This window comes from Paraburkholderia phymatum STM815 (assembly GCF_000020045.1).
In the GTDB taxonomy this organism is placed as follows: domain Bacteria; phylum Pseudomonadota; class Gammaproteobacteria; order Burkholderiales; family Burkholderiaceae; genus Paraburkholderia; species Paraburkholderia phymatum.
In genome coordinates this window covers 749,330-776,303 of the sequence record NC_010625.1, presented here as the reverse complement: position 1 = coordinate 776,303, position 26,974 = coordinate 749,330, and the positions used below count along the sequence as shown (strand labels likewise).

The window sequence follows — 26,974 nt, the reverse complement described above, 5'->3', positions numbered from 1 at the left end:
GCTCTTAGCATTCGGAGATGAGCAATCCGGCAATCGGCGCATCGGTTTATACAGCGCGTGTTCTCACGTCTGCGCCGTTGCCACCGGGCAATCACAGGGAGGTATCGATGGAGCACAAAGCTCGCACCCAGAACGAAAAGCTCGAAGTCAGGACGACGACCTGCTACATGTGTGCTTGCCGATGCGGCATCCGCGTGCATCTGCGTGATGGCGAAGTGCGCTATATCGACGGGAATCCGGAGCATCCGCTCAATCAGGGTGTAATTTGCGCGAAGGGCTCGTCGGGCATCATGAAGCAGTACTCGCCCGCGCGCCTGACGCAGCCGCTGCTGCGCAAGCCGGGCGCGTCACGCGGCAGCGCGCAGTTCGAGCCCGTTTCGTGGGACGTCGCGTTCGACATGCTCGAAAAGCGTCTCGCGCACTTGCGCGCAACCGACCCGAAAAAATTCGCACTCTTTACGGGACGCGACCAGATGCAGGCGCTGACAGGCCTCTTCGCGAAGCAGTTCGGCACGCCCAACTATGCGGCGCACGGCGGCTTCTGCTCGGCAAACATGGCGGCGGGCATGATCTATACGATGGGGGGCTCGTTCTGGGAATTCGGCGGTCCCGATCTCGACCGCGCAAAGCTGTTCTTCATGATCGGCACGGCCGAAGATCATCACTCGAACCCGCTGAAGATCGCGATCTCGAAGTTCAAGCGCGCGGGCGGCCGCTTCATCGCGATCAATCCGATCCGCACCGGATACGCGGCGATCGCCGACGAGTGGGTGCCGATCCGACCCGGCACGGATGGCGCGCTATTCATGGCGCTGATGCGCGAGCTGATCGAAAACAATGCGTATGACCGCGAATTCGTCGAGCGCTATACGAATGCGGGCGAACTGCTGGACATGCGCACCGATAGCGACACGTATGGCCTTTTCGTGCGCGATGAACAGGCCGACGTGAGCAATCCGCTCTTTCCGCAGAATCATCTATGGTGGGATCCGGCGAGCCAGCGCGAGGTGCTGCATCATACGCGGGGCGTGCGGCCCGCGCTCGAAGGGCGCTATACGCTCGCGGACGGCACGCCCGTCGCGCCGTCGTTCGAACTGCTGCGCGCGCAGGTGGCTGCCTGTACACCCGAATGGGCGTCGGAGATCACGGGCATTCCTGCCGATACGATCCGCCGGCTGGCGCGCGAAATGGCCGATGTCGCGCGCGATCACACGATCACGCTGCCGATTCAATGGACCGACGCATGGGGCGAAACACATGACACCGTGACGGGCGCGCCGATCGCATTCCACGCGATGCGCGGGCTCGCCGCGCATTCGAACGGCTTTCAGTCGATACGCGCGCTGGCCGTGCTGATGTCGCTGCTCGGCACGATAGACCGGCCGGGCGGCTTCCGGCACAAGTCACCATATCCTCGCGCCGTGCCGCCGTCGGCGAAACCGCCGAACAGTCCAGACGACGTGAAGCCGAACACGCCGCTTTCAAACGGCCCGCTCGGCTGGCCCGCCGCGCCCGAAGACCTGTTCATCGACGATGGCGGCGAACCCGTGCGCATCGACAAGGCGTTCTCGTGGGAATATCCGCTCGCCGTGCATGGGCTGATGCACAGCGTGATCACGAACGCGTGGCGCGGCGACCCGTATCCCATCGACACACTGTTGATCTTCATGGCCAACATGGCATGGAACTCGTCGATGAACACGGTCGAGGTCCGCAAGATGCTCGCGGACAAGCACGAGAACGGCGAGTACAAGATTCCGTTCATCGTCGTATGCGATGCATTCCAGTCGGAGATGACGGCGTTCGCCGATCTGATCCTGCCCGATACGACGTACCTCGAACGCCACGATGCGATGTCGATGCTCGACCGGCCCATTTCCGAGTTCGATGGCCCCGTCGATTCCGTGCGCGTGCCCGTCGTGCCGCCGACGGGCGAATGCAAGCCGTTCCAGGAAGTGCTCGTCGAACTGGCGGGCCGCCTGAAGCTCCCCGCCTTCACGACGCCGGAAGGCAAGAGAAAGTATCGCGACTATCCGGACTTCATCGTCAATCACCAGACGGCGCCAGGCTCGGGCGTGGGCTTTCTGATCGGCTGGCGCGGCAAGGACGGCGACAAGGCGCTCGTCGGCGAGCCGAACCCCAGGCAGTGGGAAGAGTACGCAAAGCACAACTGCGTCTATCACTACACGCTGCCCGAGTCGCTGCAGTACATGCGCAACTGCAATGGGCCGTACCTGAAGTTCTCGGTAGAGAAGGGCTTTCGCAAGTTCAGCGAGCCGATCGTGATCGCGCTCTACTCCGACGTGATGCAGAAATTCAGGCTCGCCGCGCAGGGCAAGACGAAGGGCCGTCAGCCGCCGGACCATCTGCGCGCACGCATCGAGCGGTATTTCGATCCGCTGCCGTTCTGGTATCCGCCGCTCGAGCACGACACGACCGATCATGCGCAATATCCGCTTGCGGCTGTCACACAGCGGCCAATGGCGATGTATCACTCGTGGGACTCGCAGAACGCATGGCTGCGTCAGATACACGGCGAGAACTATCTCTACATGAATCCGCGCACTGCGGCGGCGCAAGGCATCGACGACGGCGGATGGATTTACGTCGAATCGCAATGGGGCAAGGTGCGCTGCCTTGCACGCTATAGCGAGGCCGTCGAACCCGGCACCGTGTGGACATGGAATGCGATCGGCAAGTCGGCGGGCGCGTGGAACCTCGGACCCGACGCGAACGAATCGCAGCGCGGCTTTCTGCTGAATCACCTGATCGCGGATGAGATCCCTGTCAACAGTGCGAATCACCCGCGCACGTCGAACTCCGATCCCATTACGGGCCAGGCCGCGTGGTACGACGTGCGCGTGCGCATCTATCCCGCCGAAGCTCAAGCCGATCACACGCTGCCGCAATTCGCGCCGATGCCGGCGCTGCCGGGTGTCGTCGGCGGCGGGTCGGGCGGCATGATTCATCGCATCGTGCAGACGTATTTCGCGGGGCGTGGTGAGTTTGCCGCGCGTCTGCGCAAGGCCGCTGAGCGCAACTGACTGCAACTGAGTGCAACTGAAACGGAGAGCATCGATGACACAGATGGCGCTCGTAATCGATCTGAACGTCTGCGTGGGCTGTCATGCCTGCGTGACGAGTTGCAAGGAGTGGAACACGTCGGGCGAGGCGGGCAGTCTGTCCGATCAGCGTCCATACGACGCCGATCCGTCTGGCACGTTCTTCAATCGCGTGCAAACCTACGAAGCGGGTGAGTTTCCCCTTGTCGACACGATTCATTTCCCGAAGTCGTGCCTGCACTGCGAGGACCCGCCGTGCGTGCCCGTCTGCCCGACTGGGGCCAGCTATAAACGCAAGGAAGACGGCCTCGTGCTGGTCGATTATGACCGCTGCATCGGCTGCAAGTACTGCTCGTGGGCCTGCCCCTACGGTGCGCGCGAAATCGACGAAGAGCGCAAGGAGATGACCAAGTGCACGCTGTGCGCGGACCGCATCTACAACGAAGCGCTGCCCGAGCGCGACCGCAAGCCTGCTTGCGTGCTCGCGTGCCCGACCTCGGCGCGGCTTTTCGGTGATATTCACGATCCCGAGTCCGTGGTGTCGAAGGCGATCCGCGAGCGCGGCGGCTATCAGCTGATGCCGGAATGGGGCACGCGGCCGTCGAATCACTATCTGCCGCGCCAGAAGGTGACGTCGTGCGGCAGCGGGGCATGTTCGTGCAAGACATCCGATGGCGACGAAGCCGTTTCTGCTTCTGTCGAAACGCAGGTCAAGCGTGGTGAGCTTCATCTTGCGTCGATTGCGACGCGCGTGTGAGCTGATTGGATCAAAGACGGGAGGCCGAATGAATCCGGCATTTTCAGTGGTGTTCCTCACGACGCTGAGCGGCGCAGGGCAGGGACTGTTGATCGCGCTCGTCGGTGTGGAGCTGGCGTTGCGGTTGGGTTTCGGCGATGCAGTGACGGTGCCGCAGATGTTTTATATCGCCGGCGCCGCGCTTTCGTGTCTGCTCGGCGCGCTCGGGCTTCTCGCATCGTTTTTTCATCTGGGCCATCCCGAGCGGGCATGGCGCGCGATAGCGATGTGGCGCACGTCGTGGCTGTCGAGAGAATGCCTGTGCCTGCCCGCGTTTCTTGCCTGCACGTTCGCGTATGGTGTCGCCCACGCGTTTGCATCGCCTCATACGCTCGAGATTGGCCTCGTCGCGGTTGTCGCGAGCGGGTTGCTGTTCGTCTGCACGGGGATGATCTACGCGTGCCTGCGCTTCCTGCAGGAATGGGCGACGCCACTGACGCTCGTCAACTTCGTACTGCTAGGCTGCGCATCGGGCTTTACACTCGCAACGGCGTGCGCGGCGTGGTTCGCCCCTGCGCTGATTGGTCCGCTCGCGGTGGGCGCATGCGGGTTGACGGTTGCGGGATGCGCGTCGCGCGTCGCATCGCTGATGCGCAACGCGCGGCTCAGACCGAAATCGACGCTGCAAAGCGCGACGGGCATTCGCGGCGCGCGCGTCGAGCAGCAATCGCGGGGCTTTACGGCGGGTGCGTTCAACCTGCGCGAGTTCTTCCATGGGAAGACGCCGCAGACGTTGAGACGGATCAAGTGGACGTTTCTGATCGCCGCGTTCGTCGTGCCGTTCGGCCTGATCGCGTCGGGCGGAAGCGTGCGTTCGATCGGCCTTTCGTTCGTGCTGCTTTGCGCGGCTTCGGTGATCCAGTATGCGGGGCTTGTAGCCGAGAGGTGGTTCTTCTTCGCGGAGGCGCGGCATCCGCAAAATCTTTATTATCGGCAGGCGTAGGTCGTCGCGCGTGCGATGGGGGCGGGTGGTTGGGTTCGCCATGCGTTTCGCTGGCATCCGCATCGCGCCTTCGCGGCGCAGGCGCAACGCGGATGCCAGCGGCAAGCTAACGCGGATGCCAGCGGCAAGCTAAAAGGACCAAACCAAGGAAAATACCAAAACTCAGAAAGTCCCGGCGAGTTCACTCGCCGCCTCCTGCAAACGAGGAACAAACTCCAAAGCCTGCGAAAGCGGCGTCCGCGACACGGGAGCATGCACCGCGATAGCGGCAATACATTCCCCTTGTTCGTTCCTGACAGGCGCCGCCACACAAGCAATCCCCACGACAAATTCTTCATTGTCGACAGCGATACCCTTATGCGCGATGCGATCCAACTCACTTTCGAGCAAAGCAGGATCGGTCAGGGTGTTAGGCGTGAAACGCTGCAGCTGCATCGCCCGCACGAGCGCGGCGCGCTCCTCGCGAGGCAGCATCGCAAGCAGCAACTTTCCGCTGGCGCTGCAATAAGCCGGCACATGCGAGCCCGGCTTCAAATCGAGCCGCAACGGCCATGGCGCTTCCATCCGGTCCAGATAGAGTACTTCCGTTTCGTGAAGCATTGTCAGATTGCACGTCTCGCCGAGATCGGAGACGAGGCGTCCGAGAATCGCGTGCCGCAGGCGTCGGGCGCTCGACTGCATCATCACGCCAAGTCCCAGTTGCGCAAGCCGCGGGCCGATCACGTAGGCGTTTTTCTGCCCCGGTTCACGGATCACGAGGCCGCCGGCTTCGAGCGACGTCAGCATCCGATGCAACGACGCTTTTGGAAGATCGATGTCATGCGTGATGTCCGCGAGCGAAACGGGGCCGTCCGCGGCAACCAGATGTTCGAGCAGAGCGAACGCGCGCAGCGTCGGAGTGTCGGCCTTTTTCATGTCCGCAGTTCCAGAAAATGGATCGGCCGTATTGTACTGAATAAGCTTGTCGTGCGGGCCGCGCGGATGGTCTGAGATGTGTGAAGCGGAGGGATCAGAGGCTATCGGATTCCGGTTTTCGGAACGAATGGCTCTGGTGGTTTCTGGCCGGCTTTCGGATGCTTCCCGCTCGGTTGCTGCGTCGCCGATTGACCCTGTCGCGTCCATGATGCTTACCTCCCCGACCGTCCCGGACGGAGTTCGATGTGATCGTCGTTGCGATTCGACAGGCGCCGTTCCTCGCACTTGCTATTTGTGCAAGGAACGCCGCACTGCGGGACTACGGTTCAGACGTAGTCCTTGTACTTGTCGAGCAGACGCACGGGCCTGGACAGCGCATCACGCCGGAACGGATCGCCCAGTTCGCGCGTACACATGATCTCGACGATCGTGGTCTTGCCGTGGTTCATCTGCAGGTCGATGGCCTTCTTCAGTGCCGGACCGACATCCTCGAGCCGGTCGACGACGATGCCTTGCGCACCCATGGCCTTCGCGATGCCCGCGAAGCTCGGATTGTCGAGTTCGCCGGCGACGAAGCGGCGGTTGTAGAAGTCCACCTGGTTCTTCTTCTCCGCGCCCCACTGGCGGTTATGGAACACCACGGCGGTGACGGGAATGTTGTGGCGCACGCAGGTGAGCGTCTCCATCATGCTCATGCCCCACGCGCCATCGCCCGCATACGAGACGGCCGGCCGATGCGGCGCCGCCACCTTCGCGCCGATGATGGTCGGGAACGCATAGCCGCAGTTGCCCCAGCTCATCGCCGCGAAGAAGCTGCGCGGCCTGTTGAAGCGCAGATAGCTGTTCGCGACCGAGTTGATGTTGCCGATGTCGGTGGAGACCATCACGTCCTCAGGCATCGCCTTTTCCAGCTCGCGCAGCACCTGGCGCGGATGCAGATACTCGCCGCCACTGAACGTGCGCTCGTTCTTCTGTTCCTCAATCATGTCGAGGCTGTACGGATCGCGCTCATGCGTCCAGCTGTCGAGCTCCTTCTCCCACGCTGCCTTCTCATCGGCGATCTGGCTGGCGCGTGCGTCGCGCGTGGCATCGCACGCGAGTGTGCGGCCCGCGAGCCGTTCGGTAAGCGCAACAGCCGCCGCCTTCGCATCGCCGCAGATGCCCACCGAGATCTTCTTCACCAGCCCGAGCATCTTGTGATCGGCATCGATCTGGATGATCTTCGCGTTCTTCGGCCAGTAGTCCAGGCCATGCTGGGGCAGCGTGCCAAACGGCCCGAGGCGCGAGCCGAGCGCGACCACGACGTCGGCCTGCGCGAGCAGCTTCATCGCCGCCTTCGAGCCCTGATAGCCGAGCGGACCGCACCACAGCGGATGCCTTGCCGGGAACGAATCATTGTGCAGATAGCTGTTGACGACAGGCGCGCCGAGCCGCTCGGCGAGCGCCTGGCATTCGTCGATGGCATCGGCCATCACGACGCCGCCCCCGGAGATGATCACCGGGAACGTGGCCTGCGCGAGCAGTTCGGCCGCCGCGTTCAGGCTCTGCTCGCCGCCCGCGCCGCGATCGAGGCGCTGCGGCTGCGGAATCTCCGCCTTGATCTGGCCATAGAAGTAGTCGCGCGGGATATTGAGCTGCGTCGGTCCCATCTCGGCGATGGCGCGATCGAAACAGCGTCCCGTGAATTCGGCCATGCGCGCCGGATGCGTGACGTGACCCTGATACCTGGTGAACTCCTGGAACATCGGCAACTGCTTCGCTTCCTGGAAGCCGCCCAGTCCGATGCCCATGGTGCCCGCCTCGGGCGTGACGATAACCACGGGGCTGTGCGCCCAGTAAGCGGCGGCAATCGCGGTGACGGCATTGCTGATGCCGGGTCCGTTCTGGCCGATGACCACGCCATGGCGTCCCGAGACGCGCGCATAACCGTCGGCCATGTGACCGGCGCCCTGTTCGTGCACGACGGGAATCAGGCGGATGCCGGCGGGCGCGAAGATGTCCATCGCGTCCATGAAGGCGGAGCCCATGATGCCAAACATCTCGGTGACGCCGTTGGCGGCGAGGGTTTCGACGAAGGCTTCGGAGGGCGTCATGGCCTGCGGGCCATAGCTGGGGGCGGCGGCCTTGGAAGAGGAAGTGACCGGGTCGTGCTCGCTCATGGTGTCTCCAGTTAATTAAGCGGGACAAAATGTTCCAAATAAGTGGCGTGAGACGAATGTAGGGCGAAATAACGCCATAGTCAATCTGCAAAATCGATAAACGGTACGGTTTGTATCTAAAAACAAATAGCGCTATGATGGGCTCATGCGTGCATGACCGCGTTCGAACAGGAGAATGGAAGTGACCGATATCGTGACCATCCAGCCGGATCGCATCGTGAACGCGCGCAGCGTGTTCGGCATCGATGTCGATCTGCAAGTGCCCGCTTTCAGCGAACGCGACGATCACGTTCCAGAAATCGACGAGGTCTATCGCTTCAATACGGAAGTGACGCTGGCCATCCTCGCCGGCTTCATGTGCAACCGGCGCGTGATGGTTCAGGGGCTGCACGGCACCGGCAAGTCGTCGCACATCGAGCAGGTTGCCGCGCGCCTGAACTGGCCGTGCGTGCGCGTCAATCTGGATGGCCATATCAGCCGGCTCGATCTCGTCGGCAAGGATGCGATCGTCGTGCGCGGCGACCATCAGGTGACCGAGTTTCAGGAAGGCATCGTGCCGTGGGCGCTGCAGCGTCCCGTCGCGCTGATCTTCGATGAATACGACGCCGGCCGCCCCGACGTGATGTTCGTGATCCAGCGCGTCCTCGAAACCGACGGCAAGTTCACGCTGCTCGACCAGAATCGGGTGATTCATCCGCATCCGTGTTTCCGGCTGTTCGCAACGACGAACACCGTCGGACTCGGCAATCTCAACGGGCTTTATCACGGCACACAGACGCTGAATCACGCCCAGATCGACCGCTGGAATGTCGTCGCGACGCTGAACTACCTGTCGCGCGACGACGAGCGGGCGATCGTGCTCGCCCGCACTCCCGATCTCGACGATGCGGCGGGCCGTGCGCTCGTCGAATCGATGGTGAGCGTCGCCGAGCTGACACGCAAAGGCTTTGCGACAGGCGATCTGTCGACGCTGATGTCGCCCCGCACCGTGATCAACTGGGCGGAGAACATCAGGATCTTCCGCGATCCGGGCCTGGCTTTCTGCCTCACGTTCCTGAACAAGTGCGACGAGGCCGAGCGACCGATCGTCGCCGAATACTTCCAGCGCGCGTTCGGCAAGGAGCTGGCTTCCTACGAAAGCGGTGCGCTCAACGTGGCGACGCCGTGATGGCGTCCGATCGCGAAGCGGCCCGGCGCGCCGCGCGCGGCGACGCACTGCGTGCCGCGACCGTGCGCGCGCTCACGGGCGATGCCGCCTTGCACTACAGCAACGGGCGGCTATGCCGGAACATGAAGCCGCTGCCGCTGCACGCGCCGCATCTGCGGACCGCCGCAGCCGAGGACACGTTTGCATCGCTACGCGGCGCTGCGGATGGCGCGGCATTGCGCGTACGACACTCCGATGCCGAGCTGCATCGGCAGTTGCTGCCCAATGTTTCCGTCGAGCGGCTGCTATTCGAACTGCTGGAACAGTTGCGTTGCGAATCGTTGCTGCCCGAAGGCATGCCGGGGCTCGAGCAGAATCTGCGTGACCGCTTCGACGCATGGTCGCGCGCGATGCATCGCGCGGGCATCGTCGATGGACATCTCGGACTGCTGCTCTACACCGTCGCGCAGATGGGCTGGTCGCGTCTGTCGGGCTGGCCCGTGCTGGAGGAAACTGAAGGCCTGATCGAAGCGACGCGCGCTTCGATTGCGCCCATGATCGGCGTGTCGCTTGCCAGCATGCGGCGCACGCGCGGCGATCAACGGGCGTTCGCGCAACACGCGCTCGAACTGGCGCGGCAGATCAGCGCAATGATCGACGCCGAACGCGCCGCGCGTCTGCCCGACGAAGTCGAAGATAAGCAGGAAGACGAAGCGGCCCGCAATGCGTGCTCGCTCTTTCTCGACTTCGAAGACGGCGTAGAAGAAGGCATCACGCTCGCGCATACGGGCGAAAGCCGCGTGCTGAGAGCGTTGGGGCAGGGCTATCGCGTTTTCACGACCCGCTACGATCGCGAAACGTATGCGGCCACGCTCGTGCGCAAGGCGCTGCTTGCGGAGTATCGGGAAAGACTCGACGAACGCATCGGCGCACAGGCGCTCAACGTGCCGCGTCTCGCGCGCGCGTTGAAGGCCGCGCTCGCCGTGCCGCAGCGCGACGGCTGGTCGTTCGGCGAAGAATACGGACACATCGACGGAAGGCGGCTCGCGCAACTTGTCAGTTCGCCCGCCGAGCGGCGCCTGTTTCGCCTCGAACAGCACACGCCGATCGCCGAATCGATGGTGAGCTTTCTGATCGACTGCTCGGGTTCGATGCGCGCGCAGATGGAGCCTGTCGCGATGCTGATCGACGTGTTGACGCGTGCACTCGACGCGGCGGGCATCGCCAACGAAGTACTGGGCTTCACGACAGGTGCATGGAACGGCGGCCGCGCGCGGCAAGAGTGGCTTGCGCGTGGGCGTCCGCGGCATCCGGGCCGGCTCACCGAAGTGTCCCATCTCGTGTTCAAGGATGCCGCAACGAGCTGGCGACGCGCGCGCGCGGACATCGCCGCGCTGCTCAAGGGCGATCTCTTTCGCGAGGGCGTGGATGGCGAAGCCGTCGAGTGGGCGTGCAACAGGTTGCGCACGCGCGCCGTGAACCGTCGCATCCTGATCGTCGTATCGGACGGCAGCCCGATGGACGCCGCAACCAATCAGGCGAACGATGCTTACTACCTCGACAATCATCTGAAGCTGGTGATCGGCGCGCAACAGGCGGCGGGCGATGTCGAAGTGCTGGGACTCGGCGTTGGGCTCGATCTGAGTCCGTATTACCGGCATTCGTTGGCCGTGGACCTTTCGGTGCCGCCCGACATGACGATGCTCGCCGAGATCGCCGGTTTTATCGGGGCGGGTGGACGCCGTGCAAAATGAACGCCACGTGAGCGCGAGATAAGTGCTACGCGACGAGCCGCCACACAGAGGACAGCACGAGTTGCCCCCCAATGATTACCAGCACGCCAAACGCAATGCGCCGCGTCGCCACACCGGACAGCGGCGGCGGCCGATGACGCGCGGCCAGTGTCGAGAGGCAGACGATGGGCAGTGCTATCGCTGCCTGCAGCCAGATGGTGGCGTTCAGCTGGCCCGTCGATGCGCTGAATGCCGTGCGGATCGCAGCTGTCTCGCCGAACAGAACGATCAGCGCACAGCGGATCTGCGTGACGGACAACGGTTGTCGATAGAACTGGTAGATGAGCGGCGGCCCCGAGATGCTGAACATCCCGCTCAGCAGCCCGCCGAATACGCCGCTCGTGAAGAAACCACGATTACCCGAACGTCGTTCGAGCGGCGCGGGTCGCAACGCGGAGCCGAGGCCGCCATATAGCACGACGATGCCCAGCAGCAGGTGCAGCACCGTCGATGCAGCGGCGCTCAGATAGTTCAGCAGCGCGACGCCCGCAATCACAGAAGGCACGATGCCGAGCGTGGCCGCGCCTACCGCGCGCCAGTCGACATGATGCAGCTTGCCGGGCAGGGCGATCGCGCAGTTCCCGAGTGTCACGACGCTGACGAGCGCGGCTACGCTTGTAACGGGAGCGAGGTTTGTCGCGCTCGCGACGCCGATCACGATCATGCCGAGCCCGAAGCCCGTCACGGTCTGGAAATAGCTTGCGGCGCCCATCAGCGCCAACAGGGGAATCAGTCTGTCGAGAGTCATGATAGGGGCATGGCCCCCCTGACACCTGCTTTTGAATCATGACGCGTGTTCATTTGCGGGCAGGACTCCGAGCGCTGCATGCGCCTGGACGCAGGTTACCGCAATCACGTAGTAGATATCGTCCTCGCTGCATCCGCGCGACAGATCGTTAGCGGGCTTTGTCAGGCCTTGCAGCAGCGGACCGATCGCCTTGGCACCGCCAATGCGCTCCGCGAGCTTGTAGCCGATATTGCCCGCTTCGAGGCTCGGAAAGATCAGCGTGTTCGCATGGCCTTCCACCTGCGAGTGGTGGACCTTGCGCATCGCAATCTCGGCGACGATCGCGGCATCGAGTTGCACGTCGCCGTCGATGGCGAGATCCGGGCGCGCTTCCTTGACGAGACGCGTCGCCTCGATGACCTTGTCGACTGCGGCATGATGCGCGCTATGACTGGTCGAGAACGAGAGCATCGCTACCTTGGGTTCTTGCATCAACAGCGCGCGGGTGCTGTCTGCGGCAGCCATCGCGATTTCGGAGAGTTGCACGGCATCGGGTTCGACGACGAGCGCGCAGTCCGAAAAGATCAGTCCACCCTTCATCGTATGGAAGGGCTCGCACAGCATCATCAGGAAGAAACTCGATACGAGCTTAAACGACGGGCGAATGCCGATGATCTGAATCGCGTTGCGCACGACATCGGCCGTGGTATTGACTGCACCCGCAACCGATCCGTCGGCGTGCCCGAGGCGCACCATCAGGTTCGCGAAGCAAAGCGGATTGAGCACTTCGCGTTGCGCCTGTTCTCGTGTCATGCCTTTCTTGCTGCGTAGCGCGAAGAGTTCGTCGGCGAACTCGCGGGAAAGGGGGGAAGTGGCGGGCGTGACAAGGTCAATGCCGGTGAGATCGATCCCTTCTTTCGCTGCGAATTGCCGGGTTGGTACAGAATCTCCAACCAGCACGATACGGGCGATGCCTTCCTTCGTCGCGCGTTGCGCGGCGCGCAGCACACGCGCGTCCTCAGACTCGCACAGCACGATACGCATGGGTGACTGGCGCGCGCTCTCGATGATGCGGTAGATGGGTTTCATGGCGGCGATGGGCTGAAGATGTGACAGGCGCCGTTCCTCGCACTTGCTATTTGTGCAAGGAACGCCGCACTGCGGGACTACGGTTCAGACGTAGTCCTTGTACTTGTCGAGCAGACGCACGGGCCTGGACAGCGCATCACGCCGGAACGGATCGCCCAGTTCGCGCGTACACATGATCTCGACGATCGTGGTCTTGCCGTGGTTCATCTGCAGGTCGATGGCCTTCTTCAGTGCCGGACCGACATCCTCGAGCCGGTCGACGACGATGCCTTGCGCACCCATGGCCTTCGCGATGCCCGCGAAGCTCGGATTGTCGAGTTCGCCGGCGACGAAGCGGCGGTTGTAGAAGTCCACCTGGTTCTTCTTCTCCGCGCCCCACTGGCGGTTATGGAACACCACGGCGGTGACGGGAATGTTGTGGCGCACGCAGGTGAGCGTCTCCATCATGCTCATGCCCCACGCGCCATCGCCCGCATACGAGACGGCCGGCCGATGCGGCGCCGCCACCTTCGCGCCGATGATGGTCGGGAACGCATAGCCGCAGTTGCCCCAGCTCATCGCCGCGAAGAAGCTGCGCGGCCTGTTGAAGCGCAGATAGCTGTTCGCGACCGAGTTGATGTTGCCGATGTCGGTGGAGACCATCACGTCCTCAGGCATCGCCTTTTCCAGCTCGCGCAGCACCTGGCGCGGATGCAGATACTCGCCGCCACTGAACGTGCGCTCGTTCTTCTGTTCCTCAATCATGTCGAGGCTGTACGGATCGCGCTCATGCGTCCAGCTGTCGAGCTCCTTCTCCCACGCTGCCTTCTCATCGGCGATCTGGCTGGCGCGTGCGTCGCGCGTGGCATCGCACGCGAGTGTGCGGCCCGCGAGCCGTTCGGTAAGCGCAACAGCCGCCGCCTTCGCATCGCCGCAGATGCCCACCGAGATCTTCTTCACCAGCCCGAGCATCTTGTGATCGGCATCGATCTGGATGATCTTCGCGTTCTTCGGCCAGTAGTCCAGGCCATGCTGGGGCAGCGTGCCAAACGGCCCGAGGCGCGAGCCGAGCGCGACCACGACGTCGGCCTGCGCGAGCAGCTTCATCGCCGCCTTCGAGCCCTGATAGCCGAGCGGACCGCACCACAGCGGATGCCTTGCCGGGAACGAATCATTGTGCAGATAGCTGTTGACGACAGGCGCGCCGAGCCGCTCGGCGAGCGCCTGGCATTCGTCGATGGCATCGGCCATCACGACGCCGCCCCCGGAGATGATCACCGGGAACGTGGCCTGCGCGAGCAGTTCGGCCGCCGCGTTCAGGCTCTGCTCGCCGCCCGCGCCGCGATCGAGGCGCTGCGGCTGCGGAATCTCCGCCTTGATCTGGCCATAGAAGTAGTCGCGCGGGATATTGAGCTGCGTCGGTCCCATCTCGGCGATGGCGCGATCGAAACAGCGTCCCGTGAATTCGGCCATGCGCGCCGGATGCGTGACGTGACCCTGATACCTGGTGAACTCCTGGAACATCGGCAACTGCTTCGCTTCCTGGAAGCCGCCCAGTCCGATGCCCATGGTGCCCGCCTCGGGCGTGACGATAACCACGGGGCTGTGCGCCCAGTAAGCGGCGGCAATCGCGGTGACGGCATTGCTGATGCCGGGTCCGTTCTGGCCGATGACCACGCCATGGCGTCCGGAGACGCGCGCATAACCGTCGGCCATGTGACCGGCCCCCTGTTCGTGCACGACGGGAATCAGGCGGATGCCGGCGGGCGCGAAGATGTCCATCGCGTCCATGAAGGCGGAGCCCATGATGCCAAACATCTCGGTGACGCCGTTGGCGGCAAGGGTTTCGACGAAGGCTTCGGAGGGCGTCATGGCCTGCGGGCCGCTGGCCGTCTGGGTCGGGGTCTTTTCACTCATCAACTGTCTCCTGTTATCCTTTGACGGAATGCCGTGTTTTGAATGCTATTCGGTGCTCAATATGGGTCAAGCGATTCCGTTCTCGTTGGATGAATCTGAAATGAAATGGAACATTTCGTTTCAAAACACTCAGCAAGCGCCGATGCTACTCAGTCAAGCGGTCTGCTTCGGGCGCTCTCTGCATAACGCTTCACGGCGGTCAGCCCATCGCGGAACCGGACCGCTTCGAGGGCGGCACGCACCGCCTCGCATCCGACGCGTGTCTGCCATACGTGTCTTAAGTTGAGAAGTCGCGCGCCGCACGGTATATCGACACGTTAGGGTTTGCCCGTCGAGATCGGTAGCACCAGTGCGGAGCTTTCGCCTGGGCCAGCGCGCGGACAGATCTGGAAAGACTCAGGCGGGTTGCTGCTGGCGCACACGACCTTCGCGAGCGCACGCGGGGTTCGATCTTCTCGAGCCTGAAGGCGGAAAACCCCGTGCAGATCCAGCAGCTGTGTTCGGCCGATTAAGAAGACGCGCGTTGCGGTGCACGAAGATGTTGCGTGCATTGGGAAGCCCGGATTCTCGAAGGCGACCGTCATGTGCTTCCAGCACAGCCGATGGGCGACCAAGTACAGCGACTGCTGGGAGCTGTTCCGTGATGGTGATCTCGTAGGGCATTGCGAACACCCCGCGTCGCGGCAGTACACGCGTGCCGATCTGCTGGGTCGGCGGCTCGCCGTCGCGCTCGATCAGTCCGGGCGTCCAGTTGCGGAATTTCCGTGTTCGAGTGCGCCTTCAGGCAGCTGTCGCGCCAGTCGTTGATCGGAAAGAGCGATTGATCGAACTGGCCGTAGATGAAGGGATATGCATAGTTCTACCAATTGGCGGGTTTAACGATGCCTTTTCGAAGCGACTGTTCGCGATAAGACGGCCCGCAATGCGCTTTCTAGAACAAGCTCAAAACTGGCGCGAAAGTCACGCCCTTGCTGCAAGCAGCGGAATCGTTGAAATAGTCGGAAGAAATCGGACTGAGCGTTTCCGTGACCACGCCGAAATACCGAAGAACAACGTTCATCAGGCACTGGATCCATCGGATCTTCTGGCCTGGTACTACCCGTCGTTTTATTGAATGAGAATGCTTGACTTAACGGGTGAGATCGCAAGTGCGACATGCGAGAAACCCTGTCCTGGTAGCCGCTGACTATACTTGAGACGGAACCAAAACAGGACGCGGAACTTCAATTTACCGACCGGCAGTTCAAGGCTGCAATCCGTCTGCCGCGTGTGCGAATAGAGTAACGAAAGGCGTTCCTTGGCGTGCTCGTTGTTTTTCAACTTGAGGAGACGGCGGTGAGAGCCTTACCAAGACTAGCAAAGATGATGAAGCATCCAGTCGACTCGCCGATTGAGCCGGTAATCAAGATTCGCCGCGCCCGCGGAAAGTGGAATTCGTACTGGTTGACGACCGCCGTACTCGTGATATGCGTCGTGCTTTGGCAGGCGGTGTCGATGGCGGGAATCTTCCCTGCATTCGCGCTACCGTCGCCCGTGGCGGTGTGGCAGGCATTCATCGAAATCGTGCGCAACGGATATGGCGGGCAGTCGCTAATTAGCGACATTCTGATTAGTTGCTTTCGCATCGTCATCGGTTTCGTGGGCGCGATTGCGATTGGCGTTCCCATCGGACTCCTGATGTCCAGGAACAAGATCGTGTTCGACATCATCGATCCCCTGCTGCAGTTCGTCCGACCGGTTCCGCCTCTCGCCTATATCCCGCTGCTGGTGGTGTGGTTCGGTATCGGCGAATTGCCTAAAGCCATCCTGATCCTCGTTGGCACGATTCCGGTCATCATCATCGGCACTATGTCGGGCGTGAAAAGCACGCCGCCTTTACGCATCTCGGTTGCTCGCACGCTTGGTGCGAGCAACGCGCAAATCTTCCGCAAGGTCGTGCTGCCTTCGGCGCTGCCGGAGATCTTCACCGCGATGCGCGTGGGGATCGGCGTCGCGTGGACGTGTCTCGTTGCAGCGGAACTGATCGCGGCGAGCAGCGGGCTGGGCTGGCTCGTGCAGTTCGCCGGACAAGCGCTGCAGGTTGGCATCGTGATCGTTGGCATCGTGATCATCGGGTTGATCGGGTATGCGATGGAGCTCGTGATTCGCAAGATCGAAAATGTCGTCGTTCCCTGGCGCGGACATAACTGATCGGGTTATCGGAGGAGACGAAAAATGAAAAGGATGCAATGGGTCTATGGTGTCGCCGCGGCTATGCTTGCCAGCAGTTGTCTTGTACCGGGCGCAGCTTACTCGCAGAACAAGCCCGAAGTCATCATCGGCTACGAGGATAACGGCGCCGATCCGTACATGGTGTCGATGACCGAGCATATGTTCGAACACCAGATGAACGCTGATGTCCAGTACAAGCTTTTTAGTTCGGGCCCGGCGGCGATGAGCGCATTGGCGTCGAACAGTCTCACGTTCATGTGCGGCCTTGGCATTCCACCGCTCGTTACCGCCATCGCACAGGGCTTGCCGATGACGATCGTGTACAACCAGGAGCGCTACACGAATGCGGCCGGCATCGTGGTCAAGCCCGACAGTGGCATCCATGACGTCGCGGGACTTCAAGGCAAGAAGATCGCGATCGTGGCTGGCTCTCAGGCCTCTTTCGAACTGGCGACCTTCCTCGCGGCTGCGCATGTGCCGTATTCGTCGGTCACGCAGATAAACATGGCGCCGCCGCAGATGCGTACGTCCTGGGTGACGGGCGCGATCGACGCGGCAATCGTCTGGGACCCGGTATTCAGCGCGCTGCGCGCGGCCGGCGGGAAGGCAATCAAGACCGATGGCGATCTGCCGCGAGAAGCCTCGAGCTACAACGTCTGTATTGCCAACTCAGAGTGGGCGAAGGCGCATCCGGACCTGGTCCGCGGTTTCGTCGCGGCTCTCGACCAGGGCTATCAGGTGACGATGAAGAATCGGGACCAGGCGCTCGCTGAAATGGCGCGCGCAACGGGGGTGACCGTGCCCGTCGCGACGAGTGAACTTGCCGGTTACGAGCTTTTCTCCGGCGCCGACCAGACCACGCCGAAAGTCATGGGCCTCGACGCAGGCGTCAAGACCTCCGCAACTTATCTGACGCTGGTGAATACGGCCAAGGTGCTCAACACGATAGGCCGCATTCCGTCGGTGCCGGCGAACTTCGACTCGAATGTAGCGCCACAGTACTCCAAATCTTTCGCGCATTGACCATTGAAGGTCTGACCGTCAAGCAGGAGACGAAATTGAATATCGTCATCGATTCCTTGTACAAGACATTCGGTGCCACAGCGGCACTGGAAAACATCAATCTGCAGTTCCGGGGCGGCGAATTCATCACCGTGCTCGGCGCCTCCGGCTGCGGAAAGACCACCTTGCTGCACCTGCTCGCCGGTCTGACATCACCCACGAAGGGCAATATCTATATCGATGGCGAGATCAAGGACCAGCCAGGGGCCGACCGTGTCGTCGTATTCCAGCAGGCCGGCTTGTTTCCGTGGCTCAGCGTGGAAGAAAACATCGAGTTCGGCCCGTCACTACATTCGGTTCCCAAGGTGCAGCGCCGAAAGGACTCGGCCGACATCCTGCGGATCATCGGTCTCGAATCTTTCGCGCGGCACAAGCCCTATGAACTGTCGGGTGGCATGCAGCAGCGCGTGGCGATTGCCCGGGCGCTCGTCATGAAGCCGAAGGTCCTGCTGATGGACGAGCCCTTCGGCGCATTGGATGCGCAGACACGCAGTTCCATGCAAACCTTTTTGACGGCGCTGTGGGAGCAGCTTCACTGCACGGTCGTGTTCATCACGCATGACATCGACGAAGCGATCTTTCTCGGTACGCGTCTTGTCGTGCTTTCGGCACGTCCGGGGCGGGTCGCGCTCGACGTGCCCATCGAACTGGAACGGCCGCGCACGCCGAAGGTCGCATTCGAATCGCACTTCCTGGAGCTGAAAAAGCGCGCGATGGGCATTCTCGCGCATTGACACAGCGCCAACCATCGCTTCAGTGAGAAATGCTTTCCAGCGACTGGCCGAGCGTGCGCGGCCCCATCAGACCGATCGAGAGCATCACCAGCATCATCGATCCCGCGATGAAGACGAACACCCCCACCACGCCGAAGTCTTTCAGCGCGAAAGCGATGATGAAGGAGCTGAACACGGCCGACAGCCGGCTCCACGAATACACGAAACCCACTGCGCGAGCGCGGATCGACGTCGGATACAACTCCTGCTGATACGTGTGATAGGTGAACGAGATGATGTTGCCCGCGAGCGTCAACAGCACGCCGAGCGCAACGATCGTCATTGCCGAGCTCGCCTGGCTGAACGCCAGCCCGCTGACGATATTCAGCGCCGCCATGCCGACGATCACATGCTTGCGCTCGAAGCGATCCGCGATCCAGTAGCCGAGCATCGGTCCGATCGGGGCCGCGAGGCCGATCACGGTCGTATAGAGCAGGCTCGACGTCACGGTGATGCCCTGTTTGACGAGGAGCGTCGGCACCCAGTTTGCAAAGCCGAAAAAGCCAACCGTCTGGAAGACGTGAAACACGATCAGCATCAGCGTGCGGGAGCGATACGGCGCTTTCCACATATCGGCGAAACTGGCCTTGCGCGGCAGCGGATCGGCGGGTCCGGGCGCAGGTAACGCTTGCCCATACTGTCGAGCGACGGTGTCCTCGAGCTTGCGAAGCACGGCGTCGGCTTCTTCGTTCCGGCCTTTGCTCAGGAGCCAGCGGGGGCTTTCGGGCAGATTACGCCGGAAGTACCAGACGAATAGCGCGCTGACTCCGCCGAGCAGCACGACCCAGCGCCAGCCATCAAGCCCCAGCGGCGCACGCGGCACCAGTTGCCACGACAGGAACGCAACCACGGGCACCGCCGAGAAACCGATGGTCTGACAGACCGCGAATGCGCGCCCGCGAAGATGCTTCGGCGCGAGTTCCGACAGATACGTGCCGATCGTCACCAGCTCGACGCCGATCCCCATGCCCGACACGAAGCGCCACGCGTTGAGCGCGCCCGCGGAGTCCTGAAACGCCATCATCGTATTGGCGGCCACGTACCACAGCATCGACCATGTGAAGATCGCGCGGCGGCCAAACCGGTCGGCGAGAAACCCGCATGCGATCGTGCCGACAAACAGGCCGCTGAACAGCGCTGCAATAAAGCTCGCCACGCCCGATGTGCCGAACAGCCCCGGCGTGGTTGGCGTGAGGATGCCGCTTCGGACGAGACCAGGGGCGACGTAGCCGGTGTAGAGCAGATCGTAGAGTTCGAAGAAGAAGCCGAGGCTGAGCAGCAGGATCAGCTTCCAGATCGCGCGGGTTGCGGGCAGGCGGTCGAGGCGCGCGGACACGCCGGCAGGATCGGCGAGCGCGGCGGCTTCCGTCGATTGCGGTGATTGTGCTGGTTGCGCTGCTTGCGCTGATTGCGGGTGGTTCGCCGCGCGCAGCGCGGACGCTTCCTCCGTGAGGGCCATGTTTGTCTCCATAAGTCTGATCATTGTAGTGATGTCGTGTCGCGAGCGGGCGCGGCTCAGCCGCAACCGGCACTCATGGATAGCGCGCCATGAGTTCTTCAAACGAGGCGATATGGCCGGCGAGCGCGCTCGCCACTACGGTCGGCGGGCTTGCCAGCCAGACCTTGCCCGGCCCCGAGCGGCCCGGAAAATTACGGTTGATCGCGCTGATCGTGACCTGACCTTGCTCGGTCGACGAACCCGGGCCGCAGTTCGCGCACGCGCCGCACGACGGTTGCAGCAGGATCGCGCCGACGCGTTCGAACGCGTCGAGGTAGCCGCGCCCGATGCAGTAGTCGCGCACGTCCGACGTGCCGAACTGCAGATACAGCTTGATGCCGTCAGATATGCGCAGGCCGCGCGCCGCAGCCCATGCGAGCACTTCGTGATAGTGATCGAAGTCGTCACGCTTGCCCGCTGTGCACGAGCCGCCATACGCGATGTCGATGTGCGGCCGTTCGGTCATATCGCGCAACGCGATGCCGTTGCCGGGGTCGCCCGGCGCGGCAAGCATCGGCGAAACCTGCGTGCAGTCGAGAGCGATCACGTCCGCGTACTGCGCGCCCGGATCACTGTGCATCCACGGCTCGATCGTGAACTCGATGCCGCGCCGTTCCTTGAGAAAGCGCACGGTTTCCTCGTCGGGCGCGACGATGCCCGCGAAGCCGCCGAGTTCGGCCGTCATGTTCGTCAGCGTCGTACGCTCGTCGGTGCTCAGTTGCGCGATTGCCGAGCCGGCAAACTCGAAGATCTTGCCGACGCCCGCGCCCGCACGAATGCGCGGCTCGGCCAGCAATCGCAACACGAGATCTTTCGCGGTGACGCCCCGCGCAATCGCACCGTTGAACTCGATGCGCAACGCGAGCGGCACCGTCATACGCACGGCGCCCGTCACGAACGCATTCGCCATGTCCGTCGTGCCGACGCCGAACGCAACGCAGCCGAGCGCGCCGCTATGCGGCGTATGTGAATCGGTGCCTGCGATCAATTGGCCCGGCAGCGCATAACGTTCGGCCATCATCGCGTGCGAGATGCCTTCCGAGCCTTCGTCGATGCCGCTGCCGTTTTCGCTGAGATAGCCGTGATCCGTCAGCCCGTACTCCTTCACGAACGCGCGATGCGCCGCCGACAATTCGCGCACATCCGGCAGCAGGCCGTTGCGGATGTGCAGCTCGCTGCGATGCGAGTACGACAGATGGTCCTCGAACGTCAGGATGGTCTGCGGGTCGTACAGCGGTAGCGGCTTGCCGAACGCCGCGTGCAGCATATGCGTCGCCATGCCCGTGTAATACTCGTGGATAAAGCGCCAGTCGGCCCGCACGAACGCGCCTTGGCCCGGTGTCGATGCGTCGCCGGTCGATGCCGTGCGCAACGCGTGACGCTCGATGATTTTCTGCGCGAGCGTACGCGGCTTTTCGTCATCGGCGGATGGCGCGGCTGTCTGCACGTCGCGCATGTGCGCCGCGCCGTAGCGCAGCAGGCCGCCGCTGCGCAGGATCGACGCGGCGAGCGTATCGCGCGAGGCGACGAGTTCTTCGATGTCGATCGCTTCGCCGCGGTGGATGCGTTCGATCAGCCCGAAGTCCGTCGACGTGAACAGCCCGACGTTGTCCGCATTCTGCCTATAGATGCGCTCGAAGCCCTTCGCGATCACGAGCCGCACGCCCGCGCGATATTCGGCGACAGGGCTATGTTCGCGCGACGAGCCCTTGCCATAGCGATTGCCCGCGACCGTCACGCAGAAATTGCCCGCGCGCACGGCATCGAGACCAACCGGATTGCGCTCGCCCGCGCGCAGGCCGACGTAGGGCACGCGGCCAAGGCGTTCGTCGAAGCGGGTGAGCACGCTCATCGGCGTGATTTCATCGGTCGAGACGTCGTCGCGCAGCGGGCCGGCCGTGCTTGGCGTGAGGTCGTCGCCTGCAAGCTGACGCTCGATCAGGTGCGGGTCCGTGCACAGAAAAAGGACCCGGCCCGTGAGGTTGAGTGATGCCATCGTCGTCTCCTTCCGCCCCAATCTAGACGGCGAGCGACGAAAAGGTGAAGTGCTCAAATGACAAGAGGGTCATCGCAAACGGCGATGTTCGCGTTAACCCTCGTTCGACGTGAGCAGATCGATCAGCGCCTGAACCGCGCGCGGGCGCGGCTTCTTTCTGAGCGCGTGCAATTGCAGCGTGCGTGTTTTGGCCCAAGGTTCGTCGAGCGGCCGGCGCACGAAGCCGTGCGAGCCCGCGAACGCCGACGCCGCGCTTGTCGGCATGATGCCGATGCCAAGACCGGCTTCGACCATTCGGCATTGCGCATCGAAACTGTTGACGGTCACGGAGAAACGCAGTGGCGTGCTCGCCGCGACGGCACGCTCGCGCAGCACGAGATCGAGCGAGCCGCCCGCCTGAAGCGCCACGAGCGGAAAGCGCAGCACGTCGGCGAACGCGGGCGTTTCGAGCGCGGCCAGTTCATGACCGACGGGCATCACGACCAGCAATGGGTCGTCGGCGAAATGCCACGATTCGAGTACGCCAGGCGCGCGGCCGCCCGACGAAATGCCGACATCGGCGCGATCGTCGATGCAGGCACGCACGACTTCGTCGCTGATGTGCTCGCTCAACGCGATTTCGACGAGCGGATAACGTGCCTGAAACGCCTTCAGACGCTCCGGCAAGAAGCCGACGATCGCCGACGCATTCGCATACAGACGCACCACGCCCGCGACCTGCCCCGCGAGCGACTGGACTTCGCGTGCCATCGTCTGCAACTGCTGATGCACGGCGCGCGCATGCGTGACGGCATGCCGGCCGGCCTCGGTAAGTTCGACGCCGCTCGGCGAACGGGTCAGCAACGGCACGCCGACGGCGGCTTCGAGATCTGCGATGCGCCGGCTGAGCGCCGACGGCGCGATGTGAGCGCGGCTCGCGGCCCGGCCGATCGAGCCTTCCTCGACGACGGAGAGAAACAGTTCGAGGCTGTACGGGTCGATGCGCATGTGGGCGTGTCGGGGGAGTTGCGGCAGGCGAAATGGTAGCAGGTGCCTGCCGCGCTCATCTGTCTTCACGAAGGCTATGCCGAGGCCGGCTCCGCCCACTTCCGGTGGCTCGGTTTCGTAAAATCGCCTTAAGCGCTTGAAGAGGTCCGCCCGCTGCCCTTCCGAATGCCATGGCCTTCGTCGCGGATCGTGCACGCTATCCGTCTCGCTGCGCTGCGCGCGGTGGCGGCGCCTGCGGGTTTCACCAACGATGGCTCGGAAGAGATGCGCGGATTCGGTCACGTGAAGGAGCGCAACATGGCCGCCGCGCAGACGAAGCGCGAGCGGTTGCTAAGCGCGTAGCGAACGAAAACGCCGGAGCGTGCGAGCGCACGAACGAGTAGCGCATGCGCTGATGGCCTGCTTGAGCCATTGGGGCATTTCCCCGTCGCCTGACCAGGTATCTCCCGTTGCACTTCGGTATCTGGCCGCTTCCTTTATCTCGTCTTCGGCAATCGCGGCTGCAAGGTCATTAAGCTCAATGCCGACTTCGGCCATTCGGCGGCGTAGATTGGCGACCATGCTATCGCGCTTTCTCTCATCCATGAAATTCCCCGGTCTTACGGCTTGCGTCCTTTTAGCAGATGGAGTGGAGCGTGCACCAGATCAGTCGGCACCGTACCCGGCACATCTCCTGAGCGCCGAATGGCAGCGAACCTGCAGCTGTTTTTTGGCCCGTGCCCTGAGGGCAGCAAGCACCGCGCGCGCCAGCAACGCCAGTGCGGTGTGGATATCCTGGCCCTGCCAGCCACGCACCTCATATTGATCTTGTCTGGCATCGAGCGGGCCGACACCTACGCCCATTTTCTGCGCAACTGGGAAGGCGGCGCACGATAGGCGTGTCTGCATGCCACGCCGGTAGGTTGACGGGGCATCCATAGTTCGACCGAACTACTTTTTACGATGCAATGGTAGTAGTGGCGTGGATCCAGGGGGCGACGTTGACACAGGTCAAACGTCCATGCGCACCATTTCGCGATCCTTCTCAACCGCAGCGGCCGAATGGCTGCGGCCACCTCAGATGCTTTGCGGCATGCGCAGACGATCCATATCGTCGCCGCGACGCCACTTCCATCACCAAGTTTTCGGAGAAGACAGAATGTTTTGTTTCCAGTGCGAACAGACCGACCGGACCGGCGCGACGCCCGGATGCGCCAGCGCGAAAGGTAACTGCGGCAAGGACGCGACGACCGCCGATCTGCAAGATCTGCTGGTGTTTGCACTCGAAGGTCTTGCCACATGGTGCGTGAGAGCCCGCGGATATGGGCTCGACACGATCGAAGCCGACCGCTTCATTGTCTACGGGATGTTCACCACGCTGACTAACGTAAATTTCGACGCGAAGCGGTTCGTGACGATGCTGAACGGCGCAGCCAATCTGCGCGACGGATTACGCATCGCGTGTGCGAACGCAGGGGCGCCAACCTACACCGGCGAGCCCGAGAGCGCCGCCACCTGGCAGCCGGCGCCGGATCTCAACGGTCTGCTGACGCAGTCCCGTACAGTGGGCATTCTGGCGGACGCCGACGACGTTGGGGAGGACGTGGTCGGATTGCGCGCGTTGCTCTTGTATGGGCTGAAGGGCGTCTGCGCGTATGCCCAGCACGCGTGCGCGCTGGGCAAGGAACGTTCCGACGTGTATCGCGGCATCGAGGAACTGCTCGCGTTCCTCGACACACATCCGACGTCCGTCGATTTGCTGCTCGCGAAGGCGATGGAAATCGGCAATCTCAATCTGAAGGTGATGGAGATGCTCGACGACGCCAATACCGGCACGTTCGGCGCACAGCGGCCGGGGCGGGCCCGCGTGAGCCCAGTGAAAGGCAAGGCAATTCTCGTGTCGGGCCACGATCTTGGTGATCTGCATGAGCTACTGGAGCAGACAGCGGGTACGGGCATAAATGTATACACACACGGCGAGATGTTGCCGGCGCATGCATATCCGGTCCTCAACGCATACGAGCATCTCGTGGGCAACTACGGCGGCGCATGGCAGGATCAGCAGTCGGACTTCGCAGCTTTTCCTGGCCCTATCCTGATGACGTCCAACTGCATCATAGAGCCACGTCCGCAATACCGGCAGCGCATCTTTACGACGGGACCTGTAGGCTGGCCGGGCGTTCGCCACATCACCGACCACGATTTCTCCGGGCTGATCGCGGCGGCGAAGGCGCTGCCGGGCTTTCTCGAAACAGAGCCGGAGGAGAGCATCACCGTAGGCTTCGGCCGTCATGCTGTGCTGGGCGTCGCGCCGCAGGTGGTGGAGGCAGTCAAGGCGGGCGCAATCCGCCATTTCTTTCTCGTCGGCGGGTGCGACGGCGCGGCGCCGGGGCGCAACTACTACAGCGACTTCGCGACTGGCGTGCCGGATGACACTGTCGTGATGACGCTTGGCTGCAACAAGTACCGCTTCAACCGTCACGCGTTCGGCGACATCGGCGGCGTCCCGCGCCTGCTCGACGTGGGGCAGTGCAACGACGCCTACTCTGCGATCCGCATCGCGACGGCACTCGCGGATGCGTTCGACTGCAGCGTCAACGAACTGCCGCTTTCGCTGGTCGTGTCATGGTTCGAGCAGAAGGCCGCGGCGGTGCTGCTAACCCTGCTCGCGCTCGGCATCCGAAATATTCGCCTCGGACCGACGCTGCCGGCCTTTCTGACATCGAATGTCGTTGCCACGCTCAACGCCAGGTTCGGCATCCGTCCGATCGGCGATGCGCAAGCCGATATCGCGAGCTGCCTCGCACGCGATGCCGCCTAACGGTCCCCGACTAACCCATACAACGCCGACGCGCCGTGCAGACGCCGCGCGCCGGCGGCAGGATCTCGATTATGAAACACCACGTCACGATCATCACGCGAGACAACGGCCTCGTTGAATTCGCCTGTGGCCCAGACGAAGTGCTGATTGACGCGGCTGCCGCGAGCAGCATCATGCTTCCGGCGCAGTGTCGTCAGGGTAGTTGCGGTGCCTGTCAGGCCAATGTTGTGGCGGGGGAATTCGTGCTGGGCACGCACAACCCCGACGTGCTGTCGCGCGTCCAGCAGCGGCCGACCTTAATGTGCCGAACGACCCCATGCAGCGATCTTGAACTCGCGGTGCCGTACGACCTGTCCAAGGTCCTGTTCGAGCCGATTCCGCAGCGCCAGGCATGCGTCGAACGTATCGAAAGGCTTAATCAAAGCACGATGCGCCTGTCGCTGAAGCTCCAGGACGACCCGGTGCACGGCTGTGCCGCCGAATTCGAACCGGGACAGTTCATGGAGTTGTGCGTACCCGGCACACAGGCGTGGCGCGCGTTCTCGATTGCGAACACGAGCAACTGGGACGGGGACCTCGAATTCCTGATCCGGCTGCAGAGCAATGGCTTGTTCTCAAACTGGCTCGCGCAAAGCGCGCGCGTTGGCGACCCGCTTGACGTACGAGGGCCGCAGGGCGGCTTCGGTGTCGATCCCGCGAGTTTGCGGGAGCGCTGGTTCGTGGCCGGGGGCACGGGCCTCGCGCCGATCCTGTCGATGCTGCGGCGGATGGCTGAGTATGGCGAGACATCCGATGTTCGGCTTTTCGTCGGCGCCAACGATGAAACCGATTTCGTCGCGACGACCGAAATCGAAGCGTTGCGCGCTGAATTGCCACAGCTGGAGATCACCTGGTGCGCATGGAGGCCGACGGGAGCCTGGGACGGCTTCACAGGTACGCCCGCGCAAGCTCTGGAAAACGCGCTCGCACAGGCAGGTGTGCAGCCAGACATCTACGTATGTGGCCCGTCGAAACTTATTCAAGCCTGTGAGGCGGTGGCCTGCGCGCGAGAACTGGCTAGCGAGCAGGTGCATGCGGAGCGCTTTTCCGCGTCGTCATAACGGACGCATGGATATTACGG

General features: G+C 62.8%; 21 protein-coding genes and 2 pseudogenes. 13 read left to right on the top strand and 10 right to left on the bottom strand.

Annotated elements, in window-relative coordinates; all coding sequences use genetic code 11:
• Window positions 1-107: 107 nt before the first annotated feature.
• From BPHY_RS30960 to BPHY_RS30950, 3 genes are read left to right on the top strand one after another with little or no spacing between them, the layout of a single operon-like run.
• A complete protein-coding gene (locus BPHY_RS30960) occupies window positions 108-3,044 on the top strand; it encodes a molybdopterin oxidoreductase family protein (RefSeq protein WP_012405418.1) in 2,937 nt (978 codons plus the stop codon).
• A 34-nt stretch (window positions 3,045-3,078) separates the two neighbouring features.
• A complete protein-coding gene (locus BPHY_RS30955; RefSeq protein WP_012405417.1) occupies window positions 3,079-3,819 on the top strand; it encodes a 4Fe-4S dicluster domain-containing protein in 741 nt (246 codons plus the stop codon).
• Between the two features lie 28 nt (window positions 3,820-3,847).
• Window positions 3,848-4,801 (top strand): dimethyl sulfoxide reductase anchor subunit family protein, encoded by a 954-nt coding sequence (locus BPHY_RS30950; RefSeq protein WP_012405416.1) that lies wholly within the window; start codon window positions 3,848-3,850, stop codon window positions 4,799-4,801.
• A 162-nt stretch (window positions 4,802-4,963) separates the two neighbouring features.
• Here BPHY_RS30950 and BPHY_RS30945 read toward each other — a convergent pair whose 3' ends face one another.
• Window positions 4,964-5,716, bottom strand: a complete 753-nt coding sequence (locus BPHY_RS30945; protein ID WP_012405415.1) for an IclR family transcriptional regulator — start codon at window positions 5,714-5,716, stop codon at window positions 4,964-4,966.
• A gap of 326 nt (window positions 5,717-6,042) precedes the next feature.
• Window positions 6,043-7,875 carry a sulfoacetaldehyde acetyltransferase gene (gene xsc / locus BPHY_RS30940; protein ID WP_012405414.1) on the bottom strand — a complete coding sequence of 611 codons (1,833 nt, stop codon included), beginning with the start codon at window positions 7,873-7,875 and terminating at the stop codon, window positions 6,043-6,045.
• A gap of 175 nt (window positions 7,876-8,050) precedes the next feature.
• On the opposite strand from xsc (BPHY_RS30940), the gene BPHY_RS30935 reads away from it, so the two are divergent.
• Both BPHY_RS30935 and BPHY_RS30930 read left to right on the top strand, forming a co-directional pair.
• Entirely contained in the window at window positions 8,051-9,043 is a 993-nt protein-coding gene (locus BPHY_RS30935) for an AAA family ATPase (RefSeq protein WP_012405413.1), read from the top strand.
• On the top strand, window positions 9,043-10,776 hold the full coding sequence (locus BPHY_RS30930) for a cobaltochelatase CobT-related protein (RefSeq protein WP_012405412.1): 1,734 nt from the start codon (window positions 9,043-9,045) through the stop codon (window positions 10,774-10,776). The genes BPHY_RS30935 and BPHY_RS30930 overlap by 1 nt, the downstream gene beginning before the upstream one ends.
• Window positions 10,777-10,801: 25 nt before the next feature.
• Here BPHY_RS30930 and BPHY_RS30925 read toward each other — a convergent pair whose 3' ends face one another.
• The 4 genes and pseudogenes from BPHY_RS30925 to BPHY_RS43440 form a co-directional block, all read right to left on the bottom strand.
• Window positions 10,802-11,563 carry a sulfite exporter TauE/SafE family protein gene (locus BPHY_RS30925; RefSeq protein ID WP_012405411.1) on the bottom strand — a complete coding sequence of 254 codons (762 nt, stop codon included), beginning with the start codon at window positions 11,561-11,563 and terminating at the stop codon, window positions 10,802-10,804.
• 36 nt (window positions 11,564-11,599) lie between these two features.
• Window positions 11,600-12,631, bottom strand: coding sequence for a phosphate acetyltransferase (gene pta, locus BPHY_RS30920; protein ID WP_012405410.1), 1,032 nt, complete (start codon window positions 12,629-12,631; stop codon window positions 11,600-11,602).
• A gap of 84 nt (window positions 12,632-12,715) precedes the next feature.
• Window positions 12,716-14,527, bottom strand: a complete 1,812-nt coding sequence (gene xsc, locus BPHY_RS30915; RefSeq protein WP_012405409.1) for a sulfoacetaldehyde acetyltransferase — start codon at window positions 14,525-14,527, stop codon at window positions 12,716-12,718.
• 480 nt (window positions 14,528-15,007) lie between these two features.
• A pseudogene (locus BPHY_RS43440) lies at window positions 15,008-15,425 on the bottom strand (PLP-dependent aminotransferase family protein); the annotation flags it as partial.
• Between BPHY_RS43440 and BPHY_RS42100 the strand changes: the two are divergent.
• The 4 genes from BPHY_RS42100 (at window position 15,348) to BPHY_RS30900 (ending at window position 18,534) form a co-directional block, all read left to right on the top strand.
• Entirely contained in the window at window positions 15,348-15,641 is a 294-nt protein-coding gene (locus tag BPHY_RS42100) for a hypothetical protein (RefSeq protein ID WP_157686871.1), read from the top strand. The pseudogene BPHY_RS43440 and the gene BPHY_RS42100 overlap by 78 nt on opposite strands.
• 248 nt (window positions 15,642-15,889) lie before the next feature.
• The gene (locus BPHY_RS30910) at window positions 15,890-16,717 is read left to right on the top strand and encodes an ABC transporter permease (RefSeq protein ID WP_041765692.1); all 828 of its coding nucleotides are present in this window, start codon (window positions 15,890-15,892) and stop codon (window positions 16,715-16,717) included.
• A gap of 24 nt (window positions 16,718-16,741) precedes the next feature.
• Window positions 16,742-17,761, top strand: coding sequence for a taurine ABC transporter substrate-binding protein (locus BPHY_RS30905; RefSeq protein WP_012405406.1), 1,020 nt, complete (start codon window positions 16,742-16,744; stop codon window positions 17,759-17,761).
• A 35-nt stretch (window positions 17,762-17,796) separates the two neighbouring features.
• Window positions 17,797-18,534 carry an ABC transporter ATP-binding protein gene (locus BPHY_RS30900; RefSeq protein WP_012405405.1) on the top strand — a complete coding sequence of 246 codons (738 nt, stop codon included), beginning with the start codon at window positions 17,797-17,799 and terminating at the stop codon, window positions 18,532-18,534.
• Window positions 18,535-18,553: 19 nt separating this feature from the next.
• On the opposite strand, the gene BPHY_RS30895 is transcribed toward BPHY_RS30900, so the two are convergent.
• The 3 genes from BPHY_RS30895 to BPHY_RS30885 form a co-directional block, all read right to left on the bottom strand.
• Window positions 18,554-20,032 (bottom strand): MFS transporter, encoded by a 1,479-nt coding sequence (locus BPHY_RS30895; protein ID WP_012405404.1) that lies wholly within the window; start codon window positions 20,030-20,032, stop codon window positions 18,554-18,556.
• A 73-nt stretch (window positions 20,033-20,105) separates the two neighbouring features.
• The gene (locus BPHY_RS30890; RefSeq protein WP_012405403.1) at window positions 20,106-22,067 is read right to left on the bottom strand and encodes an aconitase family protein; all 1,962 of its coding nucleotides are present in this window, start codon (window positions 22,065-22,067) and stop codon (window positions 20,106-20,108) included.
• A gap of 93 nt (window positions 22,068-22,160) precedes the next feature.
• Window positions 22,161-23,054 (bottom strand): LysR family transcriptional regulator, encoded by an 894-nt coding sequence (locus tag BPHY_RS30885; RefSeq protein ID WP_012405402.1) that lies wholly within the window; start codon window positions 23,052-23,054, stop codon window positions 22,161-22,163.
• A gap of 189 nt (window positions 23,055-23,243) precedes the next feature.
• On the opposite strand from BPHY_RS30885, the gene BPHY_RS42095 reads away from it, so the two are divergent.
• A complete protein-coding gene (locus BPHY_RS42095) occupies window positions 23,244-23,396 on the top strand; it encodes a hypothetical protein (RefSeq protein WP_157686870.1) in 153 nt (50 codons plus the stop codon).
• Between the two features lie 45 nt (window positions 23,397-23,441).
• On the opposite strand, the pseudogene BPHY_RS40175 reads toward BPHY_RS42095, so the two are convergent.
• Window positions 23,442-23,639, bottom strand: a pseudogene (locus tag BPHY_RS40175) (H-NS family nucleoid-associated regulatory protein); the annotation flags it as partial.
• A gap of 99 nt (window positions 23,640-23,738) precedes the next feature.
• Between BPHY_RS40175 and BPHY_RS42090 the strand changes: the two are divergent.
• From BPHY_RS42090 to BPHY_RS30870, 3 genes are all read left to right on the top strand, one after another.
• On the top strand, window positions 23,739-23,930 hold the full coding sequence (locus BPHY_RS42090) for a hypothetical protein (RefSeq protein WP_041765689.1): 192 nt from the start codon (window positions 23,739-23,741) through the stop codon (window positions 23,928-23,930).
• Between the two features lie 262 nt (window positions 23,931-24,192).
• On the top strand, window positions 24,193-25,854 hold the full coding sequence (gene hcp / locus BPHY_RS30875; protein ID WP_012405400.1) for a hydroxylamine reductase: 1,662 nt from the start codon (window positions 24,193-24,195) through the stop codon (window positions 25,852-25,854).
• A 71-nt stretch (window positions 25,855-25,925) separates the two neighbouring features.
• Complete coding sequence (locus tag BPHY_RS30870) at window positions 25,926-26,954, top strand: FAD-binding oxidoreductase (RefSeq protein WP_012405399.1); 1,029 nt, start codon at window positions 25,926-25,928, stop codon at window positions 26,952-26,954.
• The last annotated feature ends 20 nt before the right edge of the window (window positions 26,955-26,974 follow it).

Coding starts and splice junctions, on each gene's coding strand:
- pta (WP_012405410.1), bottom strand. CDS start 12,631: ATGAAACCCATCTACCGCATCATCGAGAGCGCGCGCCAGTCACCCATG.
- BPHY_RS30945 (WP_012405415.1), bottom strand. CDS start 5,716: ATGAAAAAGGCCGACACTCCGACGCTGCGCGCGTTCGCTCTGCTCGAA.
- BPHY_RS30955 (WP_012405417.1), top strand. CDS start 3,079: ATGACACAGATGGCGCTCGTAATCGATCTGAACGTCTGCGTGGGCTGT.
- BPHY_RS30925 (WP_012405411.1), bottom strand. CDS start 11,563: ATGACTCTCGACAGACTGATTCCCCTGTTGGCGCTGATGGGCGCCGCA.
- BPHY_RS30870 (WP_012405399.1), top strand. CDS start 25,926: ATGAAACACCACGTCACGATCATCACGCGAGACAACGGCCTCGTTGAA.
- BPHY_RS30910 (WP_041765692.1), top strand. CDS start 15,890: ATGATGAAGCATCCAGTCGACTCGCCGATTGAGCCGGTAATCAAGATT.
- BPHY_RS30890 (WP_012405403.1), bottom strand. CDS start 22,067: ATGGCATCACTCAACCTCACGGGCCGGGTCCTTTTTCTGTGCACGGAC.
- BPHY_RS30895 (WP_012405404.1), bottom strand. CDS start 20,032: ATGGCCCTCACGGAGGAAGCGTCCGCGCTGCGCGCGGCGAACCACCCG.
- hcp (WP_012405400.1), top strand. CDS start 24,193: ATGTTTTGTTTCCAGTGCGAACAGACCGACCGGACCGGCGCGACGCCC.
- BPHY_RS42090 (WP_041765689.1), top strand. CDS start 23,739: ATGGCAGCGAACCTGCAGCTGTTTTTTGGCCCGTGCCCTGAGGGCAGC.
- BPHY_RS30950 (WP_012405416.1), top strand. CDS start 3,848: ATGAATCCGGCATTTTCAGTGGTGTTCCTCACGACGCTGAGCGGCGCA.
- xsc (WP_012405409.1), bottom strand. CDS start 14,527: ATGAGTGAAAAGACCCCGACCCAGACGGCCAGCGGCCCGCAGGCCATG.
- BPHY_RS30935 (WP_012405413.1), top strand. CDS start 8,051: ATGGAAGTGACCGATATCGTGACCATCCAGCCGGATCGCATCGTGAAC.
- BPHY_RS30930 (WP_012405412.1), top strand. CDS start 9,043: ATGGCGTCCGATCGCGAAGCGGCCCGGCGCGCCGCGCGCGGCGACGCA.
- BPHY_RS30905 (WP_012405406.1), top strand. CDS start 16,742: ATGAAAAGGATGCAATGGGTCTATGGTGTCGCCGCGGCTATGCTTGCC.
- BPHY_RS30885 (WP_012405402.1), bottom strand. CDS start 23,054: ATGCGCATCGACCCGTACAGCCTCGAACTGTTTCTCTCCGTCGTCGAG.
- xsc (WP_012405414.1), bottom strand. CDS start 7,875: ATGAGCGAGCACGACCCGGTCACTTCCTCTTCCAAGGCCGCCGCCCCC.
- BPHY_RS30960 (WP_012405418.1), top strand. CDS start 108: ATGGAGCACAAAGCTCGCACCCAGAACGAAAAGCTCGAAGTCAGGACG.